General features: G+C 58.2%; 24 protein-coding genes and 3 tRNA genes. 19 read left to right on the forward strand and 8 right to left on the reverse strand.

Annotated elements, in window-relative coordinates; genetic code table 11:
• Positions 1-77 precede the first annotated feature (77 nt).
• Positions 78-151 (reverse strand) — tRNA-Gly (locus H2515_RS04325).
• 114 nt (positions 152-265) lie between these two features.
• Here H2515_RS04325 and H2515_RS04330 point away from each other — a divergent pair.
• The 16 genes from H2515_RS04330 (at position 266) to purL (ending at position 18374) form a co-directional block, all read left to right on the forward strand.
• Positions 266-568, forward strand: coding sequence for an ArsR/SmtB family transcription factor (locus H2515_RS04330; RefSeq protein ID WP_035195190.1), 303 nt, complete (start codon positions 266-268; stop codon positions 566-568).
• 268 nt (positions 569-836) lie between these two features.
• Positions 837-2258, forward strand: coding sequence for a TolC family protein (locus tag H2515_RS04335; protein WP_014029763.1), 1422 nt, complete (start codon positions 837-839; stop codon positions 2256-2258).
• Positions 2255-3337 carry an efflux RND transporter periplasmic adaptor subunit gene (locus H2515_RS04340; RefSeq protein WP_198660979.1) on the forward strand — a complete coding sequence of 361 codons (1083 nt, stop codon included), beginning with the start codon at positions 2255-2257 and terminating at the stop codon, positions 3335-3337. Before H2515_RS04335 ends, H2515_RS04340 begins: the two co-directional genes overlap by 4 nt.
• Positions 3330-6605 (forward strand): efflux RND transporter permease subunit, encoded by a 3276-nt coding sequence (locus tag H2515_RS04345; protein ID WP_198660980.1) that lies wholly within the window; start codon positions 3330-3332, stop codon positions 6603-6605. The genes H2515_RS04340 and H2515_RS04345 overlap by 8 nt, the downstream gene beginning before the upstream one ends.
• A gap of 6 nt (positions 6606-6611) precedes the next feature.
• Positions 6612-6833: a YgaP family membrane protein gene (locus H2515_RS04350; protein WP_035195335.1), complete on the forward strand. Its 222-nt coding sequence runs from the start codon at positions 6612-6614 to the stop codon at positions 6831-6833.
• Positions 6834-6836: 3 nt separating this feature from the next.
• Positions 6837-7262: a rhodanese-like domain-containing protein gene (locus H2515_RS04355; RefSeq protein WP_014029759.1), complete on the forward strand. Its 426-nt coding sequence runs from the start codon at positions 6837-6839 to the stop codon at positions 7260-7262.
• A 2-nt stretch (positions 7263-7264) separates the two neighbouring features.
• Entirely contained in the window at positions 7265-7549 is a 285-nt protein-coding gene (grxC, locus tag H2515_RS04360; protein ID WP_198660981.1) for a glutaredoxin 3, read from the forward strand.
• Between the two features lie 36 nt (positions 7550-7585).
• Positions 7586-8011, forward strand: a complete 426-nt coding sequence (gene trxC / locus H2515_RS04365) for a thioredoxin TrxC (protein ID WP_198660982.1) — start codon at positions 7586-7588, stop codon at positions 8009-8011.
• Between the two features lie 48 nt (positions 8012-8059).
• Entirely contained in the window at positions 8060-9388 is a 1329-nt protein-coding gene (locus H2515_RS04370; RefSeq protein ID WP_232821544.1) for an N-acetylmuramoyl-L-alanine amidase family protein, read from the forward strand.
• Positions 9389-9452: 64 nt separating this feature from the next.
• Positions 9453-10106, forward strand: a complete 654-nt coding sequence (gene trhA / locus H2515_RS04375) for a PAQR family membrane homeostasis protein TrhA (protein ID WP_014029755.1) — start codon at positions 9453-9455, stop codon at positions 10104-10106.
• Between the two features lie 55 nt (positions 10107-10161).
• Positions 10162-10237: transfer RNA gene (locus H2515_RS04380), tRNA-Glu, on the forward strand.
• Positions 10238-10388: 151 nt separating this feature from the next.
• The gene (gene dapA / locus H2515_RS04385) at positions 10389-11264 is read left to right on the forward strand and encodes a 4-hydroxy-tetrahydrodipicolinate synthase (RefSeq protein ID WP_198660984.1); all 876 of its coding nucleotides are present in this window, start codon (positions 10389-10391) and stop codon (positions 11262-11264) included.
• Between the two features lie 37 nt (positions 11265-11301).
• A complete protein-coding gene (locus H2515_RS04390) occupies positions 11302-12429 on the forward strand; it encodes a hypothetical protein (RefSeq protein ID WP_198660985.1) in 1128 nt (375 codons plus the stop codon).
• Complete coding sequence (purB, locus tag H2515_RS04395) at positions 12426-13733, forward strand: adenylosuccinate lyase (protein ID WP_014029752.1); 1308 nt, start codon at positions 12426-12428, stop codon at positions 13731-13733. The genes H2515_RS04390 and purB overlap by 4 nt, the downstream gene beginning before the upstream one ends.
• On the forward strand, positions 13730-14452 hold the full coding sequence (gene purC / locus H2515_RS04400) for a phosphoribosylaminoimidazolesuccinocarboxamide synthase (protein ID WP_065413467.1): 723 nt from the start codon (positions 13730-13732) through the stop codon (positions 14450-14452). The genes purB and purC overlap by 4 nt, the downstream gene beginning before the upstream one ends.
• A gap of 70 nt (positions 14453-14522) precedes the next feature.
• Positions 14523-18374 carry a phosphoribosylformylglycinamidine synthase gene (purL, locus tag H2515_RS04405; RefSeq protein ID WP_198660986.1) on the forward strand — a complete coding sequence of 1284 codons (3852 nt, stop codon included), beginning with the start codon at positions 14523-14525 and terminating at the stop codon, positions 18372-18374.
• 97 nt (positions 18375-18471) lie between these two features.
• Here the strand turns inward: purL and H2515_RS04410 are convergent, their stop codons facing one another.
• The 3 genes from H2515_RS04410 to H2515_RS04420 all read right to left on the reverse strand — a co-directional run bounded on the left by H2515_RS04410 (position 18472) and on the right by H2515_RS04420 (position 22730).
• Entirely contained in the window at positions 18472-19560 is a 1089-nt protein-coding gene (locus tag H2515_RS04410; RefSeq protein WP_198660987.1) for a virulence RhuM family protein, read from the reverse strand.
• A gap of 47 nt (positions 19561-19607) precedes the next feature.
• Entirely contained in the window at positions 19608-22340 is a 2733-nt protein-coding gene (locus H2515_RS04415; RefSeq protein ID WP_198660988.1) for a type I restriction endonuclease subunit R, read from the reverse strand.
• Positions 22341-22406: 66 nt separating this feature from the next.
• Entirely contained in the window at positions 22407-22730 is a 324-nt protein-coding gene (locus tag H2515_RS04420) for an HVO_A0114 family putative DNA-binding protein (protein ID WP_014029747.1), read from the reverse strand.
• Between the two features lie 379 nt (positions 22731-23109).
• Here H2515_RS04420 and H2515_RS04425 point away from each other — a divergent pair, with 379 nt between their 5' ends.
• From H2515_RS04425 to H2515_RS04435, 3 genes are all read left to right on the forward strand, one after another.
• Positions 23110-23298, forward strand: coding sequence for a BrnT family toxin (locus tag H2515_RS04425; RefSeq protein WP_198661404.1), 189 nt, complete (start codon positions 23110-23112; stop codon positions 23296-23298).
• A 90-nt stretch (positions 23299-23388) separates the two neighbouring features.
• A complete protein-coding gene (locus tag H2515_RS04430) occupies positions 23389-23643 on the forward strand; it encodes a FitA-like ribbon-helix-helix domain-containing protein (protein ID WP_035195166.1) in 255 nt (84 codons plus the stop codon).
• Positions 23640-24065, forward strand: a complete 426-nt coding sequence (locus H2515_RS04435) for a type II toxin-antitoxin system VapC family toxin (RefSeq protein ID WP_014029745.1) — start codon at positions 23640-23642, stop codon at positions 24063-24065. The genes H2515_RS04430 and H2515_RS04435 overlap by 4 nt, the downstream gene beginning before the upstream one ends.
• A gap of 181 nt (positions 24066-24246) precedes the next feature.
• On the opposite strand, the gene H2515_RS04440 is transcribed toward H2515_RS04435, so the two are convergent.
• The 4 genes from H2515_RS04440 to H2515_RS04455 form a co-directional block, all read right to left on the reverse strand.
• Complete coding sequence (locus H2515_RS04440) at positions 24247-24474, reverse strand: hypothetical protein (protein ID WP_198660989.1); 228 nt, start codon at positions 24472-24474, stop codon at positions 24247-24249.
• Between the two features lie 224 nt (positions 24475-24698).
• Positions 24699-24774: transfer RNA gene (locus H2515_RS04445), tRNA-Ala, on the reverse strand.
• A 71-nt stretch (positions 24775-24845) separates the two neighbouring features.
• The gene (locus tag H2515_RS04450) at positions 24846-25853 is read right to left on the reverse strand and encodes a class I SAM-dependent methyltransferase (protein ID WP_014029744.1); all 1008 of its coding nucleotides are present in this window, start codon (positions 25851-25853) and stop codon (positions 24846-24848) included.
• Positions 25854-25868: 15 nt separating this feature from the next.
• Entirely contained in the window at positions 25869-26630 is a 762-nt protein-coding gene (locus H2515_RS04455; protein WP_198660990.1) for a sulfite exporter TauE/SafE family protein, read from the reverse strand.
• Positions 26631-26700 lie beyond the last annotated feature (70 nt).

Here is a 26700-nt window from a genome sequence, read left to right on the forward strand (position 1 = left end):
ATGAACAAGTCGGTACTTCAGCGATACTCTGGGCAGAGAAAAATGGCTAAGCGTTAGCCTAAGCCATTGTTTTTTAATGGAGCGGGTGATGGGAATCGAACCCACGCCATGAGCTTGGGAAGCTCAGGTTCTACCATTGAACTACACCCGCATGTGGCAAATTCTATGCGGATGTACCTAAAAAGGCAAGGTGACTGCAGGCGCCGCGATTTCTGGTATTATAAACAAAGTCAATAAGATGCTTAATAGACCAAGAGGATTGATTATGGATCAGTTACCAACCCGGGAAGAGGATATAGAACAGGCCTCCCGCTCCCTGAAAGCCATGGCGCACCCGTTGCGTCTCAAAGTGTTGTGCGTATTGGGATCAGAAGAAATGAGCGTGCAGGATATCGTAGCCGCTGTTGGCACCACTCAGAGCAATATTTCTCAGCACCTCGCTATTTTGCGTGAAAAAGACATCCTCCGCGCTCGTAAAGACGCCAACAAGGTCTATTACCGCGTGGGTGATCCCCGTACCCTGCGTTTGATTGCCATGATGAGCGATGTTTTTTGCCACGTCCGGTAAGTGCCGAGGTTTAGCTCCAGACGATGGGCGGCGTGATTCTGGGGGCATTTTCCGGCAAAATAAGGCTTGAATGCTCCATCTGTTGTATATAATAATACGCTTATTCCTTGGGCTGGTCTTGCTGTGGCTCGGCAGGGGCTGGTTCATGTAGCCGTACATGGAATCGCTGCCTCAGCTACATTTGCCCATGTCATCGCTGGATGACATGGGCGCTTTGCAAGGTCGTCCAGTTCCTCAATTTGTGTTGCCCGCCACGGCGAGGAAAGACATGTCCCTGCGTCCTCACAAAAAAACATACTCCGTTTTGATCGCGCTGCTGATGGGCGCCAGTGCCTCGCAACCAGTCGCCGCTCTGGATTTTAATCAGTGTCTTGATCTCGCCCTCAAGCAAAATCCGCAGATGCTCTTGGCACATGCCCGGCAGGCAGAAGCCAAAGGCGCCGTCTCTGTAGCGCGTGGTCACCTGCTCCCCAGTCTCGCGGCCTCTTTCTCCGCCAGCCAGTCGAACAACGCCCTGACCGTTTTCGGTATGAAGCTATCGCAGCGGCAAGCGACCTTCAATGATTTTGGCGCGAGCCAATTTAACCCTGATGCGCTGGGTGTGGCACCGACAGGGCTGAATCAACCGGGGAGTTACCACAATTTTGGCACCCGATTGCAACTGGAGATTCCGATCTGGACTGGCGGGGCAACCTGGGGACGTTTGAGTCAGGCGCGGGCCATGCTGGAGGCGGCTCAGAGTGGCGACGTCATGGCGCGTCAGAAGCTGATTTTTGCTGTTTTGCAGGCCTATGACAGTGTCATCGCCGCCAATGCCGGTATGGCGGTGGCGGATAAAGCCCAGCGGGCGGCCGCCGCTTACGTCAAGACCAGTCGCTCCCTGCTGGCGCATGGTGTGCTGGTGAAAAGCGATCTGCTGTCTGCGGAAGTGTATTTGGAAAAAGCCGAACTGGCCGTCGAAAGTGCCCACAACGCTCAGGCCAATGCCCTGGACAATCTCGCCATGCTCGTGGGCTGGCCGACAGGACAGACCCTGACCGTGGATGGTCCCGTCCAGCCCATACTGCCGACGCTGCCTCTCGCCAGTCTACAGGGCGACGCGCTGACCCGGAATGCCGGTATCGGTGCCCTCCGTCACAAGGTCAGGGCAGCCCAGGATGGCATTCGCGTTGCCCGTGCCGCTTATCTGCCCCACGTCAACGCTATGGCTAATCAGGAATGGAATGGCAGCACTCCGGGCAACGCGGCACCGTCTTATACCATCGGCGGAGAAGTGACCTGGAATGCGCTGGACTTCGCGCGCGGGGGCGGGATGGACCGCGCCCGCGCGGAGCGCGAGCAGGCTATGGCCGTATTGCAGGAGGCGCAGGATAAATTGCGTTTGCGGGTGGCGCAGGTGTGGCGAAGCGCCCGGGAAGCCGCGCTGCGCGTCAAAATGCGCGTGCTCGCGGTCCGGCAGATGGAGGAGGCGCAGCGTCTGGTACGTTTGCGTTACGAAAATGGTATAGAGACCGTAACCAGCTTGTTGCATGGACAGGCGGAACTGGATCAGGCTCGTGCCGAGCTGGTCACCGCCCATTATGCGGAAGCGGTAGACCGCGGTGCTCTGTTGCTGGCTATCGGCAAACTGAACCCTCAAGAAATCGTCGGTGTGCGCAATAGGCCCGCCGCAGAAGGAGTCCCCCAATGAACACATGGAAGCGGACCGTGCTGATCGCGGCTTTGGCATGCTCTGCGACAGGCCTTGCCGCCTGCAGCAAATCACCCCCTGACGCGCGGCAAGTCCAGCGTAAAGTTACGGCGCCGGTCATGCAGACGGAGAGCCGGAGCGTGGTCGCCTTTGCCCACGTTCCGGGCACGGTCACCGCCCATCAGCAGATACAGCTCAGTTCTCGCCTGAGTGGCTATATCCGCGCCCTGCGTGTACGTGACGGACAGGCCGTAAAGGCGGGGCAACTGCTTTTCGAGGTCGACCCGACGGCGGTGCTGGGACAGGTGCAGCAGGCCCAGGCTGGTTTGGCTGAAGCCGAATCCGCGCTTACGGAGGCCCGCTCCAATTATTATCGATTCAAGGCCTTATATGCTCAGCAGGCTATTCCCGAGAAGCAGTGGGATCAGGTGAAATCGGCCTATGCCATGGCGCAGGCCCGTGCCGCTGCGGCACGGGGGGGTATCAGCACGGCGCAGTCGCAACTGCGTTATGCTCGGGTGACGGCGCCGTTCTCCGGAATCATCACGCGCAAGTTCATGCAGAACGGGGACCTTGCATCGCCTGGCCAGCCCATCCTGGCCCTGGCGGACACATCCCGACTGGAAGTCCAGTGCAGTGTTAGCGGAACCTTGTACCGCAGCCTCCACATCGGTCAGAAAGTCGCTGTCATCGCCGACGGAAAAAGCGTTTCCGCAACGGTTCTGGATCTGGTCGGAGCCGCAGACGCGATGACCCATACGCACATGGTCAAACTCGGCTTGCCCGCAGACAGTACACTGCAGGCCGGTGATTACGTGCGCGTGGAAGTGCCGGTCACGCAGCGGCAGGTGATGGTGGTGCCAGCGGCTGCCTTGCTGGATCGGGCTGGTATTCCGGGTGTTTTCGTCGTGGATGCGCGAGGCATCGCGCACTATCGCATGGTGCGGCCGGGGCAACGTATGCCGGAGGGCGTGGAAATTCTTTCCGGTCTGGGTGTGGGTGAGACGGTAGTCATGGGTGATCTCGCTGCGGTGAATAATGGTGACCATATTGCGCCAACCGGAGCCGTTCATGGCTGAATCAGGGCAGCGGCACAACTTGGCGGGGCGGCTTGCCCAGTCTTTTTACCGATCCAAGATCACGATCCTGATCATGGTGGCCATCGCCCTGTTCGGGGCTTTGGCCATGCTTGTTACGCCGCGCCTGTATAATCCTGAGATCGTGGTACCTGCCGCCGAAATTTTCATCATGCGCCCCGGCTCTGACAGCGAGGAGATTCACCATCTGGTGATACGCCCGTTGGAAGCCCTGATGGCATCCCTGCCAGGCGTCCATCACACCTTTGGATATGCCGTCAATGATATGGGTATGGTCACCGTCGAGTTTCAGGTCGGTGCCAACGAAGAGAAGAGTCTGCTCGAGGTCTACAACCAACTCAGCCGGAATATGGACAAAATGCCTCCCGGTACGGCGCAGCCGTTGGTGAAATCCATAGGCGTCAATGACGTCCCGATGATGTCGGTGACCCTGAGCTCCAGTCAGTTGACGCCTTTGGCGTTGCGTCAGGTTGGCATGCGTTTCATGGAGCAGTTGCAGAGTGTGCCGGACGTGGCGAACGCCGAGGTGATCGGCGGGAGTCCTCTGGCCATCAATGTCTGGCTGAATCCGGCGAAGCTCTCCAGTGTCGGCCTGAGCCTGGAAAATATTGAGCAGGCGCTGAAGGGGAGCAATGTCATTCTCCCCGGCGGCAATCTGGTGCATAACAACCAAGAAATTCCGCTGCGCATCAATGGGGCTGTGGGCTCGGCACGGGGGGTTGGCGATCTCATTATCGGCAGTCATGACGGACAACCGATATTGCTGAAAGAGGTGGCACGAGTCGCAGCGGGCGCCGCAGAAAGCAATATCGTGACCAGTGATACCGCCGGGCGTGCCAACCGGATCGGCGTACCCGCGGGTACCACCATGCCGGCAGTCACCATCACCCTCGCCAAGCGTCCGGGGACCAATGCGGTGACCGTGGGGGATGCGATCAAGGCAAAGCTGGGGCGCCTGGAGCGGGAGGCATTACCACAGGGGGTGCATGTTTCCATCACCCGTGATTATGGCGCGCGCGCCGATGACGCCGTCAGTACCCTCTTCGAGCATCTGGGCATCGCTGTCGGAGTGGTCGCCATCATCCTGATGATTTTCCTTGGATGGCGAGAAGCGGGCATCGTGATTCTGACCGTGCCGCTGACTCTGGGCGTCGTGCTGGGCACGGGCTGGCTGCTTGGGCAGACGATCAACCGGATTACCCTTTTTGCCCTGATCCTCTCATTGGGGCTACTGGTGGACGGGGGTATTGTCGTCATCGAAAACATCCATCGCCACCTGCATGACTGCGGTAAGGATGGCTTTGCCCGCTGCATCATCAACGCCACCAATGAGATTGGCAATCCGACGAATATTGCGACGTTGGCGGTCATCCTCGCCTTTGTGCCGATGGCTTTCGTGACGGGGATGATGGGACCCTTCATGTTGCCCATCCCCATTTTTGTGCCCATTGCGATGCTGGCATCGGTGCTGCTCGCCTATACGGTGGTGCCGTGGGGGGCCTACCGTTTTCTGGGCGGCAAAGCGGCCAGGCAGGCTGACAGTGAGGACGGCGTGCATGCGGCGCGACCGGACGCCCTGCAGCGGGGATACATCCGGGTGTTCAAGCCGCTGCTGAAATTCCCGGGGCGCCGCAATCTCTTTTTCAGCGTGGTTATGGTGCTGCTCCTGCTGGCGCTGCTGATGCCGATGTGGCAGTTCATCCGGCCCCAAGGCATGAATGGGCCCCTCAGTGCGCTTGGCGTCAATCTGAAGATGCTTCCAGAAGGCAATGTCAGCGATTTCATGATTCAAGTAGACACTCCGGCAGGGACCGCCCTGGATGAAACCGGACGGGTTACCGAAGCGGTGAGCAATGTGCTCAGCCAGAATCGCTATATCGAAAACTTCCAGACCTATCTGGGGCGCTCGGCGCCGGTGGATTTCGCGGGTCTGGTGCGTGGTGACCTGATGCGCCAAGGCAGCAATTACGCGCAGATTCAGGTTAACCTGGTGCCGCGGGATGAGCGGCCCATGTCCCACACGGTTTCCGTGCAAGTCTATAAGGCATTGCGATCGGTCCGGGAACGTTTCCCGGGTAGCGTTATCAAGATGTTCGAGGTGCCGCCGGGGCCCCCGGTACGGGCTCAGGTGGTGGCCGAGCTCTACGGACCCAACTATGACAAGCTGCGCCGGGTGGCGGGTACGGTCGAACAATATTTCCGCAAAGATTATGACATGATCAATGTGGATGACTCGGTGACGGCTACCGTACCTGAGTATCTGCTGCATGTGGATCGGCAGAAGGCGATGCTCGCTGGTGTCGCACCAGCGCAGGTGGCCGTGCTGGTGCATGATTATGTGGCGGGTACCAAGCTGGCCGCCCTGCATGTGAAAAATGCCCGTGAGCCGGTGGATATCATGCTCCGCGTGCCTCCAGCGGATCGTGCCTGGCGCCAGCAGATCCTCGATTTGCAGGTGCAGAGCCGGAGCGGGCAGCAGGTGCCTCTGGCGAGTATCGTGCAGATTGAGCGGACGACACTGACCAGGCCGATTTACGATCGTGATCAACATCCCGTGGTGTATGTGACCGGGGATCTCATAGGTTCCAGCCCGGTTTATGCCGTGTTGTCCCTGAACCATCGGCTGGATGGCAAGACCATCGATGGTGTACCGCTCAGCACGGCCAATCTGGGCTTTTCACCAGCGCAGCCCGATGATATTAGCCATTACCAGATTCTCTGGGGCGGTGATATGCGCCTGACCCTCAATGTATTCCGTGATCTCGGCGCTGCTTTTATTATTGCGCTGGTATTTATTTACCTGATGCTGGTGGCGTATTACCAGTCTTTCGTGATGCCGGTGATCGTCATGGGCGCTATTCCCATGACGTTGATCGGGGTTTTTCCTGGACACTGGCTGTTGAATACACCGTTTAACGCCACTTCCATGATCGGGGTTATTGCGCTGGCGGGCGTCGTGGTGCGCAATTCCCTGTTACTGCTTGACTTCATTATCGATTACCGGCGCCAGGGCTACTCTCTGGAAGAGGCGGTGTTGCAGGCCGGTGCGGTGCGTTTCCGCCCCATTTTGCTGACCGCATTAGCCATCATGTTTGGCTCTGCCATCATGATAACCGATCCGGTTTTTGGCGGCCTGGCCGTTTCCTTGATTTTTGGCACTTTCGCCTCCACACTGCTGACATTGATCGTGATTCCATTGCTCTATTTCCTCTGGGAGCGGCGCTTGGAAAAACAGACACAAGGAGTTTGATTGCAGATGAATACTGAACGTTGGGTACGCGTGATTGCCGGCTTTTTTGTGCTGGCAAGTGTGATGTTGGGCACTCCGGCCAGCCCGGTATTTGTGAGTGAGTGGTTCTTGGCATTTACCCTTTTTGTGGGCTTTAACCTGCTGCAAAGCGGTTTCACCTCTATTTGCCCGCTGGATCGCATCCTGCTGAAGCTTGGAGTGCCGGGTTCCGGAGGCTGCGGACGCTAAGCTATGGAACATAAAATTCTTTTTTTTATAGAGTCCGAATGGCCGTTGCTGCTGGGAGCGGGCGCTTTGCTTGCCATGATTCTTAAGGGACCGTTAACGCGTAGGGTGGCGGGTATCCATGAGGTGGATCCGGTCGCCGCAGTGCAGTTGATCAACCACGAAGATGCCGTAATCATTGATGTGCGCGAGCAGAGTGAGTGGTCCCAGGGGCATCTGCCCGGTGCCCGGCACATTCCGCTGGCTGATTTACCCAAGTATATGCAGGAGTTGGAGAAGCATCGCGGGCATCATGTCATCTGTCAGTGTGCGAGTGGTATGCGTTCGGCACGTGCCGCAGCCAGCCTGAAAAAAGCCGGTTTTGATAAGATTTACAGCCTGAAAGGTGGAATCAATGCCTGGCGGAGTGCCGGGCTGCCGGTAGAGAAGTGATCATGAAGGCGGCGGTGCGGATGTACGCGACCGGCGCCTGTCCTTATTGCCGCAGGGCCGAAGCCCTTTTACGCAATAAGGGCATTACCCCCGAGATTATTCGGGTGGACCGGGATCTTGTGCAACGCCAGACCATGCAAAAGCTTGCCCACGGGCGGCATACCGTCCCGCAAATATTTATCAACGGCCAGCATGTGGGTGGTTATGATGATATCGCCGCCCTGGATCGGCGCGGAGCCCTGGATCTCCTATTGCAGGAAGCGGGCCGGGAGCGTGGTGGTGGATAATGGTTCAATGCGGAATCGAAGGAAAAAAGGACGTCCATGATATTGCTTTGCCCTGCCTGTGGTGCCACCAATCGGGTGCCCCAAGAGCGTCTGGGGGAGAACCCCAGGTGCGGTAAATGCCACGCACTGATTTTTCCTGAGCACCCCGTCAATCTCAGCAATAGCCGTTTTCCCGGATATATTCAGAAAAACGAATTACCGGTGCTGGTCGATTTCTGGGCCCCCTGGTGCGGGCCTTGCCGAACGATGGCGCCGCAGTTTGAGCAGGCCGGTCGGGCGATGCGTGGGCGCGTGCTCTTTGCCAAGGTGAATACTGAAGAGGAACAGCAAATCGGTGGCCGCTTTCAGATTCGTTCCATTCCCACCATGGTGCTTTTTAAGGCAGGAAAAGAACTGGCGCGGGTCAGCGGCGCCATGGCTGCGGCAGAACTTCAGCGCTGGCTGGCGGGGCAGGGTGTCTGAGATTGCCGAGTGCCCCGATATTTCATAAGTTAAGTAGTAGGGGGGGTGGTGGTCAGGAAATTCAGTGAGCGTTCCACGCGGCGGCAGTTCCTGCGACAAGCGGCGCTGGGTGGGGTATTGCTGTATGGCTGGGATGTGGCCGCCGCCGGGCAGCTCTACGCGCTACGGGTAGGCAGCCATCAACAGGGTGTGCGTCTGGTATTTGATCTGGATCGGCGTTTGACCGCGGCGCCGGTGATCCGCAGCGTGGGTGAAGTGTTGCATATTGAGTTGCCGGGGATAGAACATGGGCTTGGTCGTCCCGCAGTGCCGACGCTGGGTCCCCTGCAAGGCGGTGCGGAGATGCATGAAGGCGCCGCCGGGTTGGTGCTGCGTTTGCCTTTACGGGAAGCGGTGCGCTGGCGCAGTTTTTCTCTGGGTCCCGATGGGCGTGCCGCACATCGCCTGGTGCTGGACTTGATGCCTGTCGCCGGAACTGCGGTGGCATCCCCCCGTGCGCATCCCGAGGGTAGGGCCGGCCGGCCCATTGTGGTCTGCCTCGATCCCGGCCATGGTGGCCACGATTCGGGTGCCATCGGCGCCAAAGGGACCCGCGAAAAAGATGTGGTGTTGGATGTCGGTTTGTCGCTGGCCCGACTGATCCGCAGCACCCCCGGAATGCATCTGGTCATGACCCGCAATACGGATCACTACGTGCCGCTCATGGCGCGCATGCATTTAGGCTTGGCGCAGCGTGCCGATCTCTTCGTCTCCATTCATGCCGATGCCTTTCCGGAGCGTGCGGTGCGGGGCTCGACGGTATGGGCGTTATCGGAAACGGGGGCGAGTAATGCGGCGGCACGCTGGCTGGCCAAAACGCAGAATGCCGCCGATCCTCTTCTTGGCGACGTCCAGTCGGGTGTCCATGACCCCATGCTCAACGCGGTGCTTATCAATATGACCCAGACGGCTGCAATGAATTCGGCGGTGGCCGCAGCGGATGTCATGATTCGGGGATTGGCCGCAGTGGAGGATTTGCACAATGCTGCCGTGCAGCACGCCAATTTCGTAGTGCTGCGTGCCCCGAATGTGCCTTCCATGCTTGTAGAGACCGCTTTTATTTCTAATCCGGAAGAGGAACAACGCTTGCGCGATCCGGATTTCCGTCGGTTACTCGCGCGCACCATGCATGATGCCATTGTTGCCCATTTTGTGAAGGCACCACCTGCAGATAGCACCTGGTCGGTGACCCGGCATGTGCTGAGCAAAAAGGAAAATCTGGCGGATGTGGCGCTCCATTATGGACTGAGTGTAGAGGCCTTGCGTCTGGCCAATAATCTGCCGCGCGGAGAGAGACAGCCCGGAGAAGCTCTGCGCGTTCCCATTATGGGAGCCTGACTCACCATGGCGAGTGTTTGGGCGCTTATGTTATAACTGCTTGAGCGGATAGAGCGGAACGGTGATGAAACAAGACCCAGACGGTATGGTGCGGGATCAAACCCGCGTCGAGGAATGGATTAACAGCCTGCTGCATGGCGCTGGCGCAGTCGGCGCACTGCTGGTTTTCATACTATGGATGGTTGGCGCGGGTCTCCACAGCACCCGTCTTGCGGTAGCCAGTGTCAGTATATTTGTGGTCACCATTGTGATGCTGTATGGGGCCTCGACCATCTATCATATTTTGCCATCGGGGCGACTCAAGAAGGTCTTTCAGTTGGTGGACCGTTCCGCCATCTATCTTCTTATCGCAGGCACTTACACCCCGGTGACGCTGATGGTGCTCCATGACCCGTGGGGTTGGATTCTGCTGGCACTGGAGTGGGGTCTGGCAGCACTGGGCATTGCCCTGCTGGCTGTGGGTGGGACGCGCATTCAATCGGTTTCTCTCTGGCTGTATCTCGTCATGGGCTGGCTGGCGATCTTTGCCGCCGTGCCACTCTATAATTCTGCACCTGGCTGGTTTTTATGGTGGCTGGCTGGTGGCGGGCTGGCTTATACCGTGGGTGTCCTCTTTTTCCTGCTGGATCGCTGGAAATATTTTCATTCCATCTGGCACATTTTTGTCATCGCGGGTACCGCGCTGCAATTCTGGGCGATTCTGCAGTACGCTGGCTGATTGTGCGCCCGCTTATCTTGCTTTTTTGACCAAAGTGCATATAATCTGCCCGCTTGCTCCCATCGTCTAGTGGTCTAGGACACTGGCCTCTCACGTCGGTAACAGGGGTTCGAACCCCCTTGGGAGCACCACTTTTTCTCTCTGATCGCCCCATTCTGAACGCGCTGAAAGCCGTCTATGCCAGTAGCGTGGCGGTGTGGGTGATTCTTGCCTTGCCAAGCCCGCCGTCGGGCAAGTACCATCCCTAGCAGAAAAGGCATGGGTTAAAGCGGGAGCTGGATCATGTTTCATGGCAGTATGGTAGCTTTGGTGACGCCCATGCGGGCGGACGGCGTGGTAGATGACACTGCGCTCCGCGATCTGGTGGAGTGGCATATCGCCGAAGGGACGCACGCACTGGTCGCCGTCGGTACCACGGGAGAATCCGCCACCCTGGAAATGAGGGAACATGTGGCGGTGATTCGGACCGTCGTGGAGCAGACCAAAGGGCGCATCCCGGTGATCGCCGGGACCGGAGCCAATGCGACCTATGAGGCCATAGAGCTCACCCGGGCGGCCATGGAAGTCAAAGCTGATGCGGCCCTGCTGGTTTCCCCTTATTACAATAAGCCCACTCAGGAAGGCCTGTTCCAGCACTATTCGGCGGTCGCCGAGCAATGCCACTTTCCCATGATTCTCTACAATGTCCCTGGCCGCACCGCTGGGGATATACTACCCGAGACTGTAGCGCGTCTGGCGCCGCGTGCCGATATCGTCGGCATCAAAGAAGCGAGCGGCAAAGTCGAGCGGGTCGCTGAAATTCTGGCCTTGTGCGGGGATCAGATGCAGGTGTACAGCGGCGATGATGGTGCTGCCCTCGCCGCCCTGGCATTGGGCGCACGTGGCGTGATCTCGGTCACCGCCAATGCGGCGCCCCGGCTGATGGCGCGGATGTGTGATCTGGCGCTGGTCGGTGACTTTATTGGTGCCCGTGCGGTCAACGCGCAACTGGTGGGGTTACACCGGGATCTCTTTCTGGAGTCCAACCCCATCCCGGTCAAATGGGCCCTGCACGAGATGGGTCGCATGGGACCGGCTCTGCGTCTGCCCCTGACCCCTTTTTCGTCTGTTTATCATGAGCGTCTGCGTGAAAGTTTGCGTCGGGCGCAGTGTGTCTAATTATTCTCGCGCCTAGTCGCGTTTAGTGGAGTCTTGCATGCGCCGTTACGTAGCTCTTGCCGTGGTTGCCAGTCTGGGTTTGGGGGGGTGTTCCTACATCCCCTTCTTCAAGTCTAATAGTGGCCCAAAATACCAGGATTCCAAGGTGATGGAACCCCTGAAGATCCCACCGGATCTGCTGGCTCAGGCGCCGCAACCGGGAGTTACCATACCGGGAGGGGCGGTAACTTCCAGCGCGCTGTCGAAGTATAGCGCCTCCGGTGGTTACGGGTTGTTTCAGCCCCACGCGGCGGCTGGGCAGCAGCCAGTCGAAGAGAAAATGCTGCCGGGTGTGAGCGCCCAGATCCTGGGTACCGGCGCAGATTTGCGGTTGAGCACAACCGCGAAGCCGGCGCAGATTTGGGCTGCCTTGAAAGCGACGCTGGCAGCGGATGAGACCACGGTGGCGAAATTCTCTCCGCAACAGGACGAACTGGTCACCAACTGGCGGGATTTCCGCAGCGGTCTGGCCTTTGTACTGGGGAGCACCGTAGCACCTACCCATCGGGAGAAATACACCTTTCACCTGAATGCTGGCGAAAATGGATCCGAAATCCTGACGATACAGCAGGATCGCGTCTGGAATAACCCGACCGGCGGCAGCGTGGAATGGACGAAAGTGCCTGCCGATGCCGGGCACAACCGGCAGATTATGGAAGCGCTGCTAAAGCGTCTGAGCCATGAATCACTCGTCGCGGAAATGCCGAACATTAAGGTTACCCGTTACCAGGATAATCGCGGTCCTTATCTGGTGTTGAACGTGGTCCCCGCCAAGGCACAGGCAGCGGTACAGGTGGTTTTGCAGGATCTGGGTTATCCCGTGCAAAGTGCGGGCATGGGGGTATGGAATGTTCAGGTGCAGGAAGCTGGTGCACAGGCAGCTCAGAAACAGGGCTTTATCGGCGGCATCTTCCAGCGGACCTGGGATAATATCAAGGCTATCTGGAGCAGTCCGGAGAAGCAGAAACCCATCTCGGTGCGCGTGGCGCTGCTGCGCATGAAAGACAACGCGGGCAGCGTACTGGAGACGACACCGGGCGTTGGCAAGGATGCCCCCAAATGGTCCGCAGAGATTCTCGACAAGCTGCAGTCGGGTTTGTCTCCCAAAAATGGGGGTAAGGCATGATCGAGCGCTATACGCGCCCGGAAATGGGTGCCTTATGGACGCAGGACGCCAAATATCAGGCCTGGCTCGACGTGGAACTGGCAGCCTGCCGGGCACTGGCGGAGCGCGGCCAGATTCCCGCCGATGCCCTGACCGACATTGAGGCCAAGGCGGCTTTTGACAGCGCCCGTATTGAGGAAATCGAGCTGGAAGTTAAACACGACGTCATCGCCTTTCTGACGTCCGTGGCGGAGCATGTGGGGCCGTCCAGCCGCTTCGTCCATCTGGGCCTGACTTCTTCAGACGTGGTGGATACGGGTTTTGCGCTGCAATTGAAGCGCTCCGGGGCGCTGTTGCTGGAAGGGATGGATCGTTTGCACCAGGCCTTGGTAAAGTTGGCCTGGAAGCACAAGGATACGGTGATGATCGGCCGTTCCCACGGCATTCACGCGGAGCCCATCACTTTTGGCTTGAAAGTGGCGGTCTGGTGTGCCGAGGCGCAGCGCAACCGGCAACGTCTGGTCAGTGCCATCGCCACTGTGTCGGCGGGCATGTTGTCGGGGGCTGTGGGCACTTTCGCCAATATCGACCCCGGTGTCGAAGATGCAGTTTGTGCGGAACTGGGGCTGACCCCGGAACTCGCCAGCACGCAAGTCATTTCCCGGGATCGTCACGCCGAGTTTTTTGGCACCCTGGCGGTGATTGCCGGATCCATTGAAAAGATCGCCGTGGAAATTCGCCATTTACAGCGCACCGAGGTGTTGGAGGTGGAGGAGCCATTTAGCGCCGGGCAGAAGGGCAGTTCTGCCATGCCCCACAAGCGCAATCCCATTCTCTCCGAGAACCTGACCGGTCTCGCCCGCCTGCTGCGCGGTTATGCGGGCATGGCGCTGGAAGACATCGCCCTCTGGCACGAGCGCGATATTTCTCACTCCAGTGTGGAGCGGGTGATCGGCCCCGATGCCTGCATCGTCATGGACTTCATGTTCCATCGGGCGAGTGGTCTGTTGGAACGGCTGGTGGTCTATCCGCAACGGATGCTGGAAAACCTGCATAAAATGCACGGCCTGATTTTCTCGCAGCGGGTGCTGCTGGCGCTCACCGGGAAGGGCATGTTGCGTGAAGAGGCCTACCGGGTGGTGCAGCATAACGCGATGCAGGTCTGGGAGGCGAATGCGGATTTTAAATCGCTGCTGGCAGCGGACCCACAGATTCAGCCTTACCTGAGCGCGCAGGAACTGGCAGCGTTGTTTGATCTCGCCTATCACACTCGCAATATTGACGCCATTTTCGCCCGGGTCTTTCCGGAAGGACAACCCCGATGAGTGAACGCACTGCCCTCTACGAGGGCAAAGCCAAGATCGTCTATGCCAGCGAATCACCCGATGAACTGGTTCTGCATTTCAAGGATGACACTTCGGCCTTTGACGGTGAAAAGGTCGAACAGCTCGCCCATAAAGGCGAGATAAACAATGCCTTCAATGCCTTCATCATGGAGTATTTGCAGGGTGAGGGGGTGCCGACTCATTTTATCCGCCGCCTCAATGCGCGAGAAAGTCTGGTGCGCCGTCTGGAGATGATCCCGGTAGAGTGTGTGGTGCGGAATCGGGCGGCAGGGTCTTTGTCCAAACGCCTGGGTATCGAGGAGGGCCGGATTCTGGAGCCGCCGACGCTGGAATTCTTTCTGAAGAACGATGCGCTGCACGATCCCATGATCAACACCTCCCATATTCGCACTTTTGGTTGGGCGACGGCAGAAGAAGTAGAGGCCATGCGCCGCTGGACCATGCGGGTCAATATATTGCTGTCCGCACTATTTGCAAAAGCGAATCTGATTCTGGTGGACTTTAAGCTGGAGTTCGGGCGTTTTGACGGTGAGCTTTATCTCGGCGATGAATTCAGCCCTGATGGCTGCCGACTCTGGGACGCCCGGAATCTGGAAAAAATGGATAAAGATCGCTTTCGTCGCAATCTGGGCGGGGTGGTAGAAGCGTATGTAGAAGTCGCACGCCGCCTGGGCGTGCCGCTCCCAGCAGTATCATAAGGTCGGTGTCTTTCCAGCGGGATAGCCTGTGGGCTCGTCCTGCCGCGTTTCTTGAATGAGGGATCATCCCATGCTGCTGCTTCGCGGCCCTGCGGCGCTGTCCGCTTTTCGTGTGCAACACCTGCTACGCACCCTCGTTGCCGGGGGGGTTCCCGTCCAGAGTGCAGTCGCTCAGTATATTCATCTGGTGGATCTCGGCGCCCCCCTGACGGCGGCAGAAACAGGAATACTAACGGCTTTGCTGCATTACGGGGAAGCTGTTGAAGGATATGCAGAGGATGCCGCGGAAGTTTGCGTGGTGCCGCGTCTCGGGACCATCTCGCCATGGTCCAGCAAGGCGACGGATATTGCCGGACACTGTGGATTGGGTGCAGTGCGGCGTATTGAACGGGGCGTTTCATATCACGTGCACAAAGTTGGCGATGCGGCCTTCAGCACAGCGGAGTTACAGGCGATGAGCCAGCTGCTGCACGATCCCATGACCGAGTCGGTGTTGCCGGACTGGGCGGCGGCAGAGGCACTTTTTGCCCACCCGGAACCCGCATCACTGATCCGCATTCCCCTGCACCAAGAGGGGCGTGCCGCTTTGCGTGCGGCCAATGCCAGCTTGGGTCTCGCTCTCGCTCCGGCGGAGCTGGATTATCTTTTTGATTATTTTTCCGGCTTGGGCCGCGATCCCAGTGATGCCGAGCTGATGATGTTTGCGCAGGCCAATTCCGAGCACTGTCGGCACAAGGTATTCAATGCGGCCTTCCGGCTGGATGGCCAGGATCAAGCCCTCAGCCTCTTCGCCATGATTCGCGAAACTCACCGCCTGCATCCGCAGGGCACGCTATCCGCCTATAAGGACAATGCCGCGGTCATGGCAGGTGGCGCGCTGAGCCAGCCTTTCGCGGTGGATGTGTCGGGAGCGTATGCCGTAGCGGAAGAGCGCACCGCCATTCTGATGAAAGTGGAAACCCACAACCATCCGACGGCCATTTCGCCTTTTCCCGGAGCGGCCACGGGGAGTGGCGGCGAGATTCGCGACGAGGGGGCCACCGGGCGAGGCGGCAAGCCCAAGGCGGGTTTGACTGGCTTCTCGGTATCGCATCTGCGGATTCCCGGCTATATCCAGTCATGGGAGTCGAATCCTTACGGAAAGCCGGCGCGTATCCGTTCGGCGCTGGACATCATGCGCGACGGCCCCCTGGGTGCTGCGGCCTTCAACAACGAATTCGGCCGCCCGGCCATTGCTGGCTATTTCCGGGTTTTTGAGTGTGATCAGGACGGACTGCACCGTGGGTATCACAAACCCATCATGCTGGCCGGCGGCCTGGGTCAGATTCGTCCCCTGCTGGTGGAGAAGAAGCCCCTGCCGGAAGGCGCCAGGGTACTGGTCATCGGCGGTCCGGCCATGCTTATCGGTCTGGGTGGTGGTGCCGCTTCCAGTGTGGCCAGCGGGGCCGGGGATGAACAACTGGATTTTGCCTCGGTGCAGCGCGGCAACCCGGAGATGCAGCGCCGGGCCCAGGAAGTGATCGAGCGTTGTATCGCTCTGGGAGAGGATTCGCCTATTTTGTCCATCCATGACGTCGGGGCGGGCGGGCTTTCCAACGCCATTCCCGAGTTGTTGCACGATGGTGGTCGCGGCGGCCATCTGCAACTGCGCGCGGTGCCCAATGAAGAACAGGCCATGTCGCCCATGCAGATCTGGAGTAATGAGGCGCAGGAGCGTTACGTGCTGGCCGTGGCAGCGGCAGATCTGCCGCGTTTCACGGAGATCTGCACCCGCGAGCGCTGTCCCTGGGCAGTTTTGGGAGAAGCCACGGCGGGGGATGCGCTGATTCTGGAAGATTCACTGCTTCACGACCGGCCGGTGGATATGGCCCTCAGCGCCTTGCTGGGTTGCCCGCCGCGCATGGAACGGGATAGTCGGCATGTGCCGCCCGATTTGCGGCCGTTGGACCTGTCTGGCGCCGACCTGCGCGCTGCCGCATATGCCGTCCTGCGCCACCCTTCGGTAGCCAGTAAGGAATTCCTCATCACCATCGGCGACCGCAGTGTCGGTGGCCTGATTCATCGCGATCAGATGGTGGGGCCATGGCAGGTGCCGGTGGCCGATTGCGGGGTCACGGCAGCGGATTTCTGGAATACCCACGGCGAGGCCATGGCCATCGGTGAGCGCGGCCCGGTAGCGGTGTTGAATCCCGCAGCCAGCGCCCGGCTGGCCATCGCCGAAGCCCTCACCAATCTTTTTGCCGCCGATATAGCCGCGCTGGGCGATATCAAACTCTCGGCCAACTGGATGGCGGCGGCAGATCATCCCGGAGAGGATGCGGCGCTCTATGACGCGGTACGTGCCGCGGCACTGGAACTTTGTCCGGCGCTGGACCTTGCCATCCCGGTGGGCAAAGATTCCCTGTCCATGCGCACCATCTGGCGGGAGGAGGGCGTGGAGAAGGCCGTCGTGTCACCCCTGTCGGTAATCATCTCGGCCTTTGCGCCCGTGGCGGATTTGCGGAAGAGCTGGACCCCTCAGTGGTCTGCGCAACCCGATACGGATCTCTGGCTGGTGGACTTGGGGCGTGGCCGTCTGGGAGCTTCCATTCTGGCCCAGACTTTGGGGCAGATGGGCGACAGTACGCCTGATCTGGATGCCCCGGAGTTGCTCCGCAGCCTGTTCACCGCATTGCAGACTTTGCGCATGCAGGATCAGGTGCTCGCCTATCACGACCGCTCCGACGGCGGCCTCTGGGCGACCCTCTGCGAAATGTCTTTCGCCAGCCGTTGCGGGGCGGACATTCAACTGCCTTCGGGGGCGGATAGCTGGTCCTTCCTTTTCGCCGAGGAGCCGGGAGTGCTTATTCAGACCCCGGCCGCCCAGCGCGCGCAAATCACGCAGATTTTTGCCGATGCCGACCTTGCTGGACGGGCTCAGGTCATTGGTCAGGTAAAGACCGACCACTGGCGTTTGCAAGTGCAACAGGGCGGCCAATCCATCCTGAACGAAGCTGTCGCTGACCTGCTGCGCACCTGGGCGGAGACCAGTAAGCGGATGCAGGCCCTGCGTGATGATCCGCTTTGCGCCCAAGAGGCTTTTGCTGTGGTGGCCGCAGAGGAAACGCCATTGTTCTCCCGTCTGACCTTCACCCCGCAGATGCCGATGATGCAAACCGGGGTCAAGCCCCGTGTAGCGATCCTCCGGGAGCAGGGTGTAAACGGCCAGATCGAGATGGCGGCGGCTTTCCATCGCGCCGGTTTTACCGCCGTGGACGTGCATATGAGCGACCTTGCGGCCGGACGTTATTGCTTGGGAGACTTCCAGGCGATGGTTGCTTGCGGCGGCTTCTCCTACGGAGATGTGCTGGGCGCCGGTGCGGGCTGGGCTAAATCGATCCTTTTCCATGATCGTCTGCGGGATGATTTTACCGCCTTCTTTGCCGATACCTCGCGCCTGGCCCTGGGCGTGTGCAATGGCTGTCAGATGTTGGCGGAGCTGCGCGACATTATCCCCGGCGCAGCGCACTGGCCGCGCTTCGCGCGCAACCGTTCGGAGCAGTTCGAAGCGCGGCTGGCCATGGTCGAGGTCGTGGATTCGCCGTCGCTGTTGTTCGCGGGTATGGCAGGCACTTACGCGCCCATCGTTATCGCTCACGGCGAAGGGCGGGCGCGCTTCGCCGGAGATCAGCCGGTTGTGGCGCCCGTTACCATGCGTTTTGTGGATGCCCAGGGACAGCCCGCAGTGCAGTATCCAGCCAATCCCAACGGCTCCCCGCAAGGCGTTACCGGCCTCTGCAACGAGGACGGCCGGGTGTCCATCCTCATGCCGCACCCGGAGCGGGTCGTGCGCAGTTTACAGATGAGCTGGCGGCCACCGGAGTGGGGTGAGGCTACACCATGGATGCAGGTTTTTATGAACGCGCGGAAGGCGTTGGGGTAATGTTTGGAGCAAAATTAAGATATTTCCCTGTCTGGTGGTTTTCAGTTTACTACCAAACTATTCGCTGGAATGCTGCGAGGTAAGGAATCAGTGACGCTCATTGTTTTTTCGATTCACGGCCTTTACGCACTGACTTCTGGCTTTTATCCCCCAGCGCCTTCGTCGCCTTTAGTACCCGATCAAAGTCCGACTCGATTTTCTGCGTCCGGTTGAATTCTGCATATTCCGCCAGCGCCCTCTGATCGGCCTGCGTCTTACTGATGTTGCCCTTGTGGGTCAACACCTCGTACTCATTGAAACTCAGGAATTTGTCCACGCTGGCTACCATATCGGCCATGTTCATCTGAACGCGGTTTTCGATGATGTTTTCGATGTAGTCAAAAAAACTTGAAATGGTGCGCTCCAGCCGCTTGATCTCCTGCTCGGAGAGGTAATTCTTGGCGATGGTAACATCCGAGGCCAGAACGCGACCATGCGGGGCATTTTTCCAGGTAAGCAGGCCAGCATGCGGGGCGGTGTGGTCGGTTTTACTGTGGATAATCTCAGCGGCTGTTTGGCCCGTGATGGCATAGTGGAACTTGTTCTGCACCATGGCGTAGAAGGTCTGCGTGACGTCTGACCGGGGGTCGTAGTCCACGCTGCATTCAGCGAAAATATCGGTGATCTGCTGATAAATACGGCGTTCGCTGGCACGGATCGAACGGACCCGCTCCAGCAACTCCAGAAAATAGTCCTCGCCGAACACCTGCTTGCCCTGCTTCAGGAGTTCATCGTCCAGCACAAAACCCTTGCGGATATATTCCTTCAGAATCTGCGTGGCCCAAATGCGGAACTGGGTGGCACGCTTGGAGCTGACGCGGTAGCCAACTGCGATGATGGCATCGAGGCTGTAGTGCTTGAGCGTGCGCCGAACGGCCCGCCCGCCTTCGTTTTGAACTACCGAGAAATCCTCGGCAGTTGCCTGTTCCGCCAGTTCGCCCTCTGCGTAGATGTTCCTGAGGTGTAGACCGATGTTATCCGGGGTGGTCTGGAACAGCTCGGCCATAAGGCGCTGGGGCAGCCAGAGGGTTTCGGCGTGGATGAGCACGCGGACATGGACTTTCTCGTCATCGCCAGCGTAGAGCAGGAACGGTGCTTCAGTGCCTTCGAGACTTTGCATTTCGACAGGGTTATCTTTATTGGTCATTGAGTTACCCCTTTAGTAGATGACCCGCAATCACGGCGCTTCTGGATTCAGGCGGCCTCGTCCAACAACTGGTTGGCGAGGTGAATGAGTTCTTCGATGTCTTGCGACGGAAATAGCGTTTCGACGCGACCGATGCGCGATAGCGGCGGCTCGCTGAGTGCCGCGCGGGTGATGCGGCCATGGCGTAGCACGGCAGCTTTCACAGCCCGCAAAAAATTGAGTTGGTTGGCGCGCAAGTAGCCATGCGCGGCGATGAAAGCGTCAAAAGCGGTATTGATGCGCTCTTCGCGGTTGGGCAGTTGCGCGTCTTCGCAGAGGATGTGGCGCAGGCAATCGGCCAATGAGGCGGCGGGTGCTTCAAAGGCTTTGCGCAAGGTGTCTTCGGTGACAAACAGATCGGCCTGATTCAGGGTTACGCTGATGTGGTCGATCTCTTCGTCGTTTAGGGTGCCGCCCTGTTTGAGTTTGGCGAGTTCGGGCAGTTGCTCGGCCATGCGGCGCACCAGAGCTTCGACCTGTTCACGGTAGCTTTCGGCGAATGCGCCTTCGCCAGTGGGGCCGTAGATGATCCAGCTGCGCTGGGTAATGCTGTCGGGCAAGTTGATTTCGACGGTGTGGCTCGGTGTACTGGTGCGATAACGCATGAGTGGAGCGAACAGGGTTTGCAGCGTAGCCAGCCGCGGCATATCCAGATGTTGCCAAAACCCAGCAGATAGCACCCAGGCGCGCTGTTCTGCCACGCGCTGCACATCGGGGATGTTGTCGGCTAGGCTGGTCACTGCTTCCCTGATGTGCTCGCTGACCTTGGCTTGTTCACCGGCATCGGCCTTGAGCCAGGCAACGGTGAGGCGTTCGCACCAAATGCGGAACTGCAATTCGTCCAGCCCCGCTAGCGGCGCGAGCCGCATGAGCGGGGCAATCGTTTGAGACAAGTGCTCTTGCGTGCCTTGGCTTGGCGCGGGCCAGTGCTGCATGAGCGCATCGAGCTCGTCCCAGTGCGGGCGCACGTTGATACTTAGCCGTGGCAGGGCCGCGATCATGGCGCGCAGTTCTTCGATAGCAAGTTGGACGTCTTGCTGCTGCGCATGGAGCAGCAGCCATTTTTCCAGTCGCAAACGAAACAGCCGCACCGGCAGTGGTTCTGTGGGGTGATCGACCTCACCATCAGGTTTGAGCTTGAAGTAGGCAAAGTTTTTCCAGTGGTCGATGATCAGGAAATCTTTCTTGATCTCACCTGTGGTTTTGTCGGTGTGCAGTCGCGTGCCGCGGCCGATCATCTGCCAGAACTTAACCCGGCTGAATACCGGTTTGGCAAATACGAGGTTCTGGATGGCGGGCACGTCCACGCCGGTATCGAGCATGTCCACGGAGATGGCGACGCGCGGCATGGTTTTGTATTTGAAGTCGTCCAGCGTGGCGTCGGCACGCTCCATATGGCTGTCGATAATTTCGGCCATGCCTTGGCGCTGTAGTTCGGGGTAGAGCCGGTTGAAGCTCTCATACAGTCGCTTGGCGTGCGCGTGGCTTACCGCAAAGACGATGGATTTGTGCGGCAGGCCGCGAACGTCCTTACGGCACTTATCCATGAACTCGCGCGCCATGGCATCGTTGGTGCCCTGGTTGATGATGCCTTTTTCGATGTCACTACCGTCGAAGTTGAGTTCGTCGAGTTCCACGCCTTGATCGCGCGCCATCTGTTTGAGGGGTTCTGGCAGCGTGTCGCCTTGAATGCCTTGCAACTGGAAGTTGGTTTGGGCGTCCAGCACGCGATAGTTGACGAGGTTCTTGTCCGCGATGGCCTGCTCGTAGCTGTAGTAGTAGCTGGGCGCGCCATCACCGCAGTCAAACAAATCAAAGGTGTTGTGATCGATGTAATCGGTAGGCGTCGCGGTTAATCCCAGCTGGATGGCATCGAAATGATCGAACACGGCCTTGTAGCGCTGGTAGATCGAGCGGTGGCTTTCGTCGGCAACGATGAGGTCGTAGTAGCCGACCGACAGGCGCTCATACACCTGCATCATGCTCGGATAAGTTGAGAACTGGATGCGTGCACCGGATGTTTCTCCCGCCTCAATGCGGGCCAGGCTCTCGTTGGGTAGGTGGGACTTGAACTCGGACATGGCCTGGCGAACCAACTCGCGGCGGTCTGCCAGGAACAGCACGCGCTGTACGCGCTTTGAGCGCAGTAGCGTATCCACCAATGCGATGGTGGTTCGCGTCTTGCCCGTGCCGGTGGCCATTACCAGCAGAAACTTACGCTTTGCTGCGTCGATCCCTTCCGTGACACGACGAATAGCTTCGTTTTGGTAATCGCGCCCAGCGATGTCGGCGTTGATCGTTACCTCGTGCAAAGGCTGCGCGTATTGCCTTTGATGACGCAGGCGTTCAAGGTCATCGCGGGTATAGAAACCAGCAATTTTCCGGGGCGCGTAGCGGTCGCGATCCCAGAACTGGATTTCTTTACCGTTGGTGAGGAAGATGAATGGATCGTCGCCGAACTTGGCCTTGATGGCGTCGGCGTAGTCAGCCGCTTGACGTTTTCCCGCGATCGCGTCTCGGGAGGAGCGTTTAGCCTCAACTACAGCAGTTGGTTTGCCATCCGACCCGAGCAGCACATAGTCAGCAAACTGATCATTGCCGTAAGTGCTATCTGGTTCGGCAGCTTTTAGTAAAAACTCTTCGATGAGCGTGCGCCGATTGCGCGACCAACCCGCACGCGCGAGCTGCGTATTAATGAGCTCTGTACGCGTAGAGGTTTCGTTGCGCTCTGAAAGCGTCATCAACGAATCTCCCGACCTGGCTGCTTATGCTGTGTGCTGCTCTTGTGAATCATATCTACCTCCACGTTAGCCCAGCACGACGAGAAATTCCGTCGGCAGCGTAATCGGTTCAATTTCCCGCACATTACGTTTGAGTTCTACCAGCCCATAGCCCGTCATCATTCGCAACGTGCGCGACAGGTTTGGCACCTGCCACCCGGACAATGCAGCCAGCTCGGTCAGCGTCTTGGGCTTGGTATCACGGATAATGCGCAACAGTTCCCGGTTGTCCTCCGACAGCACGGCTGCCATCGTGGCTATCGACGGAAACCAGACGGTGGGAACATCCTTGCCCTTGACTGCAACTTCCGATGCACAGGGGCGGCGGGTACCGACAACACAGCGCTCCATTGCTGACGACCTGATTGAGTTGGCATAAGCCGATGATTGTATCAATGTGGCGCAACTACAGCCAGTTTTTCATTATCTGAATGAGCGTTCAAGCGCTTGGCTGGGGGCTCTGGAGGAACAGTTGGTAGCGGGTCTCCGTGCTCTTGAGGTAGACCATGAGCGGGTGAAATCCATCGCTGGATGGGGGTATATAATTAACTCTATTTCTACTGCGAATTAAAATCATATCCAAATCCGTGCCTCTGTAAAAACAGGATGTGTTGACAATGTAAATCATTGCCCATGCTGACCACTATGGACATCCATTACGCACTGAACGGATTTTACTTTTGTCCGGGACGACAGGAAAGCCGCCAGCAATCCCAGAAAATATGACGGGGTGACGTTCGAGAAAGGGGCGGCCGTGTTTTTCGATCCCTTCTTTCGCCTGGTGGACGCCAGTAGCGATCATGAGGCCAGAGATGCGGCCTTTGGCTCCAGCGCGGCGGGGCACCTGCTGTTCGTAGTACATATTGTAGATCGGGGGCGAATCCATCCGCATTATTTCGGCCCGCAAACTGACGAATGATGAATGGATCAGTGATCCTGGAAGGAAATTGCGTTTTTGACTGCGCTATCATAAAATGCATGCAATGACGGCATGTTAATGGGGTGGCTTATGGCGATGCTGACTATACGGAATCTTCCTGAAGAAGTTCGGCGTGCATTGCGTATGCGTGCCGCACAGCATGGGCGAAGCACTGAGGCTGAGGTCCGATCGATATTAGAAGAAGTAGTGAAGCCACAGGGGCGGGTGAAGCTGGGGTCACTATTGACTGAGATTGGCCGTCGCGCCGATCTGACCGATGAAGATCTTGCGGTATTCGAGCGGGTGCGCGATAAGACTCCTGAAGAGCCGGTACTTTTTGAATGATTCTTCTCGATACCAATGTCATTTCGGAACCCCTGCGAAAAGCGCCCGAGATATGCGTTGTCACCTGGATCGATGCGCAACCCATTGAGACTCTTTATCTTTCAACTGTCACCATTGCTGAGTTACGACTGGGTATTGCAATGCTGCCGACTGGTCGGCGCCGGGATATCCTCCACGAGAATCTGGAAGACCGTGTGCTGCCCATGTTTGTCGGGCGGGTGCTGGCATTTGACCTGGCTGCCTCGCAGGCTTTCGCGCATTTAATGGCAAAATCTCGGGGTGCCGGTTTTGCCATTGGCAGGGCGGATGGTTACATCGCAGCGATTGCTGCCGCCAATAAAATGACTGTAGCCACGAGGGATACTGGCCCGTTCCTGTCTGCCGGGATAACAGTCATCAATCCATGGGCATTATCGGCGTAACGGCAGGTCTTCCCCGATGAATCCGCGACCAATCATCGTGGGCCGCATTTTTGTGTTTCAGCGTGCTTCAGCAAATCCAACTGTTTGGTTACCAAAACAACCTAGCATTCGGAGCCATAGAGCCGAAGTACCAGGGCAGTCCAGACCACACTTCCGGTTCCAGCCAGACCGAGGATACTAATTACCCCAGCATCTTCACCAGATCTTCCGCTCTCAAATGCGGATAACGCTTCAACATTTGCAGCGTTTTGTGTCCCGTGATGGCGGCCACTTGCATATGGGAGAGGAGGGATAGGCGGCGGCGCACGGTAATCGGGCTATATCCATCGGCCAGTATCGTATCCCGGTACTCGGCGATGTCTTTGCCCTGTATGGACGCAAGAAACATGTTGGCAAGCGTGGATTCCAACAGCTTGTTAATAATGGATTACTCCTGCACGGCACCTTATCTTGCGGACTCTGAGTTGCCACCTGATTCGGTTGCCGTCTTTGTCAAATCTGGGATTGATTGCCGCCATCTTGTACCCCGCATTGTCGCGCGATCAGCATGGTTTGTAGCGTATTATTTACCGCGGAAAGTCAATTTGGCAAGAAAAATGGCCTAGGTTGATGCCATAACCAAATTGTTTTATTTGGTGGAGCGGAGGAGGATCGAACTCCCGACCTTCGCATTGCGAACGCGACGCTCTCCCAGCTGAGCTACCGCCCCATTGCCGCGTAGGATAAAGGCAACTCCCCCGTAATGCAATGGGTGGCATAGGGTGCTGGAAATGCCGAGCGCTACGCCCGGCCCACCACCACGACATCGCTGCCGAAGGGAAAAATCTCCGGCTTGAGGCCGGCCTCGCTGAGGGCTGCGGCAATTTCCTCCGGATGCAGGAAATGGTTGCCCTGCACATGCTCGGTCAAATTCTGAAAGGCCATGCCGCGTAGCGGCGGCTCACGCAGCACGCGGTGATCGTCGGGCCAGGCCGGTTCCCAGATGACGATGGCGCCTTCGGGTTTCAGGCTGGCGTGCAGTCGCTGAAAAATCTCACCACGGTTTTCCCAGACATGATGCAGGGCGCGATTCATGGCGATGAGGTCGGCGGGCTCTGGCAGGGAAAACTGATGGATATCGCCTTCATCAAAGTGCAGGCGATCTGCAAGCCCCTCGCTTTGGGCTTTTTCCGTAGCCTGGCGGATGTTTTCGGCGAAACCATCTAGCCCCAGACCGTGCAGATGTCCACAGCGTGCGGCGAGGGCTCGCAAATACCAGCCATTGCCGCAGCCCAGGTCCACCGCCAGCCCACCGCGGGCATCGACTTCGGCAAAGATGGGGACGGCCGGGCAGATTTTTTCCTCGAAGGTCTTGCGAAAATTGTTCTCCAGCATTAGCCCGAACCAGGGCAGAATGGTTTCGCGCTCGGCCAGGACCTGTTCGCCGGGACGCTCACCCGTGCGCATGAGACCCGCTGCCCGCTCCGCCATGTGTGCCGCGAGCACGGCGCCCACCGCTACGCCCACGCGGCTGTTTGCGGCTTCCGGACGCATGCTGTCGCCATCCTCACTCAGCCGCCATTGCTCATTATCGGTCAGCTCCAACCAACCAAAGGCATAGGCGGCATCACACCAGCGCAGCACATAGCCAGCATCCATTCCGGCAGCAGACGCCAGTGTGGGAGTGTCCGCATCGCCCAGGGTATGAAGGGTGCTAAAAAGCCCGTTGACGACGCCAATGAAAGCGATGTTCAGGGATAATGCACCCTGAGCCTGCTGCCGAAGTTCATCCATGCTACGTAAAGCCATATCACATTCCCTCGTTCAGAGAAGATATTTTAGACCGACCACCGCGAGTACCGCGAGGGTCCCCATGAGAAAAGCCCTTTGATTGATGCGCATATGCAAGTGATTACCTGCCCACAAGCCGAGCAGCACCGGTGGAATCAGCAGGAGAAAACCCACCGTCAGTTGCCAGGTCAGCAGGGCCAGTGCTATGTACATAACAGCCCGTAAAATATTGTCAGTGAGGGCAATGCCCTGAAACGTGGCGCGAAAGGCGCGTTTGTCGAGATGCCGCATTTGCAGGTAGGCGACAATGGGTGGACCTCCGCCGCCATACAAACTGCCCACTACGCCACCGAAAATGCCCAGCGGCATTCCCCAGGGCAAGGCGACCCGCGGTAGTCGCTCTGGCTTCATGACCAGCGCGTAGACCACGTAGGCGAGAATGAAGACGCCGAGAAAATGGGTAAGATTCTGGGCATTGGTATCCGCGAGAATAAAGGAGCCGATGGCCAGCCCGATCACGCTGCCGGGAATCAGCCAGCGCAACTCCGGCCAGCATATTTCCCGAAAGTCATAGGCGCCCAGCAGCATGGAACCGAGCAGATCCAGCAGCAGTACCACGGGTACCACTTCTTTGATGGGGAAAATAAGCGTCAGCAAAGCCACCGAAATTAATCCAGAGCCAAAGCCAATCGCCGCGCGGACATAAAAGGCGACCAGAATGATCCCCCCGGCGATGGCCCAGAGCAACGGATTTTGGATCAGAGTGGCATAGGAAAGAGAAGCCTGCATTATCATACCGACCAGTCTATATGCTTTGTGGATGACCTTCCATATAGGCTGGTAAGATTGAATTATCCGAGTCGAG

It is taken from the genome of Acidithiobacillus ferrivorans (assembly GCF_016250455.1).
Taxonomy (GTDB): Bacteria; Pseudomonadota; Gammaproteobacteria; order Acidithiobacillales; family Acidithiobacillaceae; genus Acidithiobacillus; species Acidithiobacillus ferrivorans.

Coding starts and splice junctions, on each gene's coding strand:
- purB (WP_014029752.1), top strand. CDS start 12,426: ATGATCGAGCGCTATACGCGCCCGGAAATGGGTGCCTTATGGACGCAG.
- purL (WP_198660986.1), top strand. CDS start 14,523: ATGCTGCTGCTTCGCGGCCCTGCGGCGCTGTCCGCTTTTCGTGTGCAA.
- H2515_RS04350 (WP_035195335.1), top strand. CDS start 6,612: ATGAATACTGAACGTTGGGTACGCGTGATTGCCGGCTTTTTTGTGCTG.
- trhA (WP_014029755.1), top strand. CDS start 9,453: ATGAAACAAGACCCAGACGGTATGGTGCGGGATCAAACCCGCGTCGAG.
- H2515_RS04330 (WP_035195190.1), top strand. CDS start 266: ATGGATCAGTTACCAACCCGGGAAGAGGATATAGAACAGGCCTCCCGC.
- trxC (WP_198660982.1), top strand. CDS start 7,586: ATGATATTGCTTTGCCCTGCCTGTGGTGCCACCAATCGGGTGCCCCAA.
- H2515_RS04410 (WP_198660987.1), bottom strand. CDS start 19,560: ATGACCAATAAAGATAACCCTGTCGAAATGCAAAGTCTCGAAGGCACT.
- purC (WP_065413467.1), top strand. CDS start 13,730: ATGAGTGAACGCACTGCCCTCTACGAGGGCAAAGCCAAGATCGTCTAT.
- H2515_RS04415 (WP_198660988.1), bottom strand. CDS start 22,340: ATGACGCTTTCAGAGCGCAACGAAACCTCTACGCGTACAGAGCTCATT.
- H2515_RS04420 (WP_014029747.1), bottom strand. CDS start 22,730: ATGGAGCGCTGTGTTGTCGGTACCCGCCGCCCCTGTGCATCGGAAGTT.
- H2515_RS04345 (WP_198660980.1), top strand. CDS start 3,330: ATGGCTGAATCAGGGCAGCGGCACAACTTGGCGGGGCGGCTTGCCCAG.
- H2515_RS04340 (WP_198660979.1), top strand. CDS start 2,255: ATGAACACATGGAAGCGGACCGTGCTGATCGCGGCTTTGGCATGCTCT.
- dapA (WP_198660984.1), top strand. CDS start 10,389: ATGTTTCATGGCAGTATGGTAGCTTTGGTGACGCCCATGCGGGCGGAC.
- H2515_RS04455 (WP_198660990.1), bottom strand. CDS start 26,630: ATGATAATGCAGGCTTCTCTTTCCTATGCCACTCTGATCCAAAATCCG.
- H2515_RS04430 (WP_035195166.1), top strand. CDS start 23,389: ATGGCGATGCTGACTATACGGAATCTTCCTGAAGAAGTTCGGCGTGCA.
- grxC (WP_198660981.1), top strand. CDS start 7,265: ATGAAGGCGGCGGTGCGGATGTACGCGACCGGCGCCTGTCCTTATTGC.
- H2515_RS04355 (WP_014029759.1), top strand. CDS start 6,837: ATGGAACATAAAATTCTTTTTTTTATAGAGTCCGAATGGCCGTTGCTG.
- H2515_RS04450 (WP_014029744.1), bottom strand. CDS start 25,853: ATGGCTTTACGTAGCATGGATGAACTTCGGCAGCAGGCTCAGGGTGCA.
- H2515_RS04435 (WP_014029745.1), top strand. CDS start 23,640: ATGATTCTTCTCGATACCAATGTCATTTCGGAACCCCTGCGAAAAGCG.
- H2515_RS04335 (WP_014029763.1), top strand. CDS start 837: ATGTCCCTGCGTCCTCACAAAAAAACATACTCCGTTTTGATCGCGCTG.
- H2515_RS04390 (WP_198660985.1), top strand. CDS start 11,302: ATGCGCCGTTACGTAGCTCTTGCCGTGGTTGCCAGTCTGGGTTTGGGG.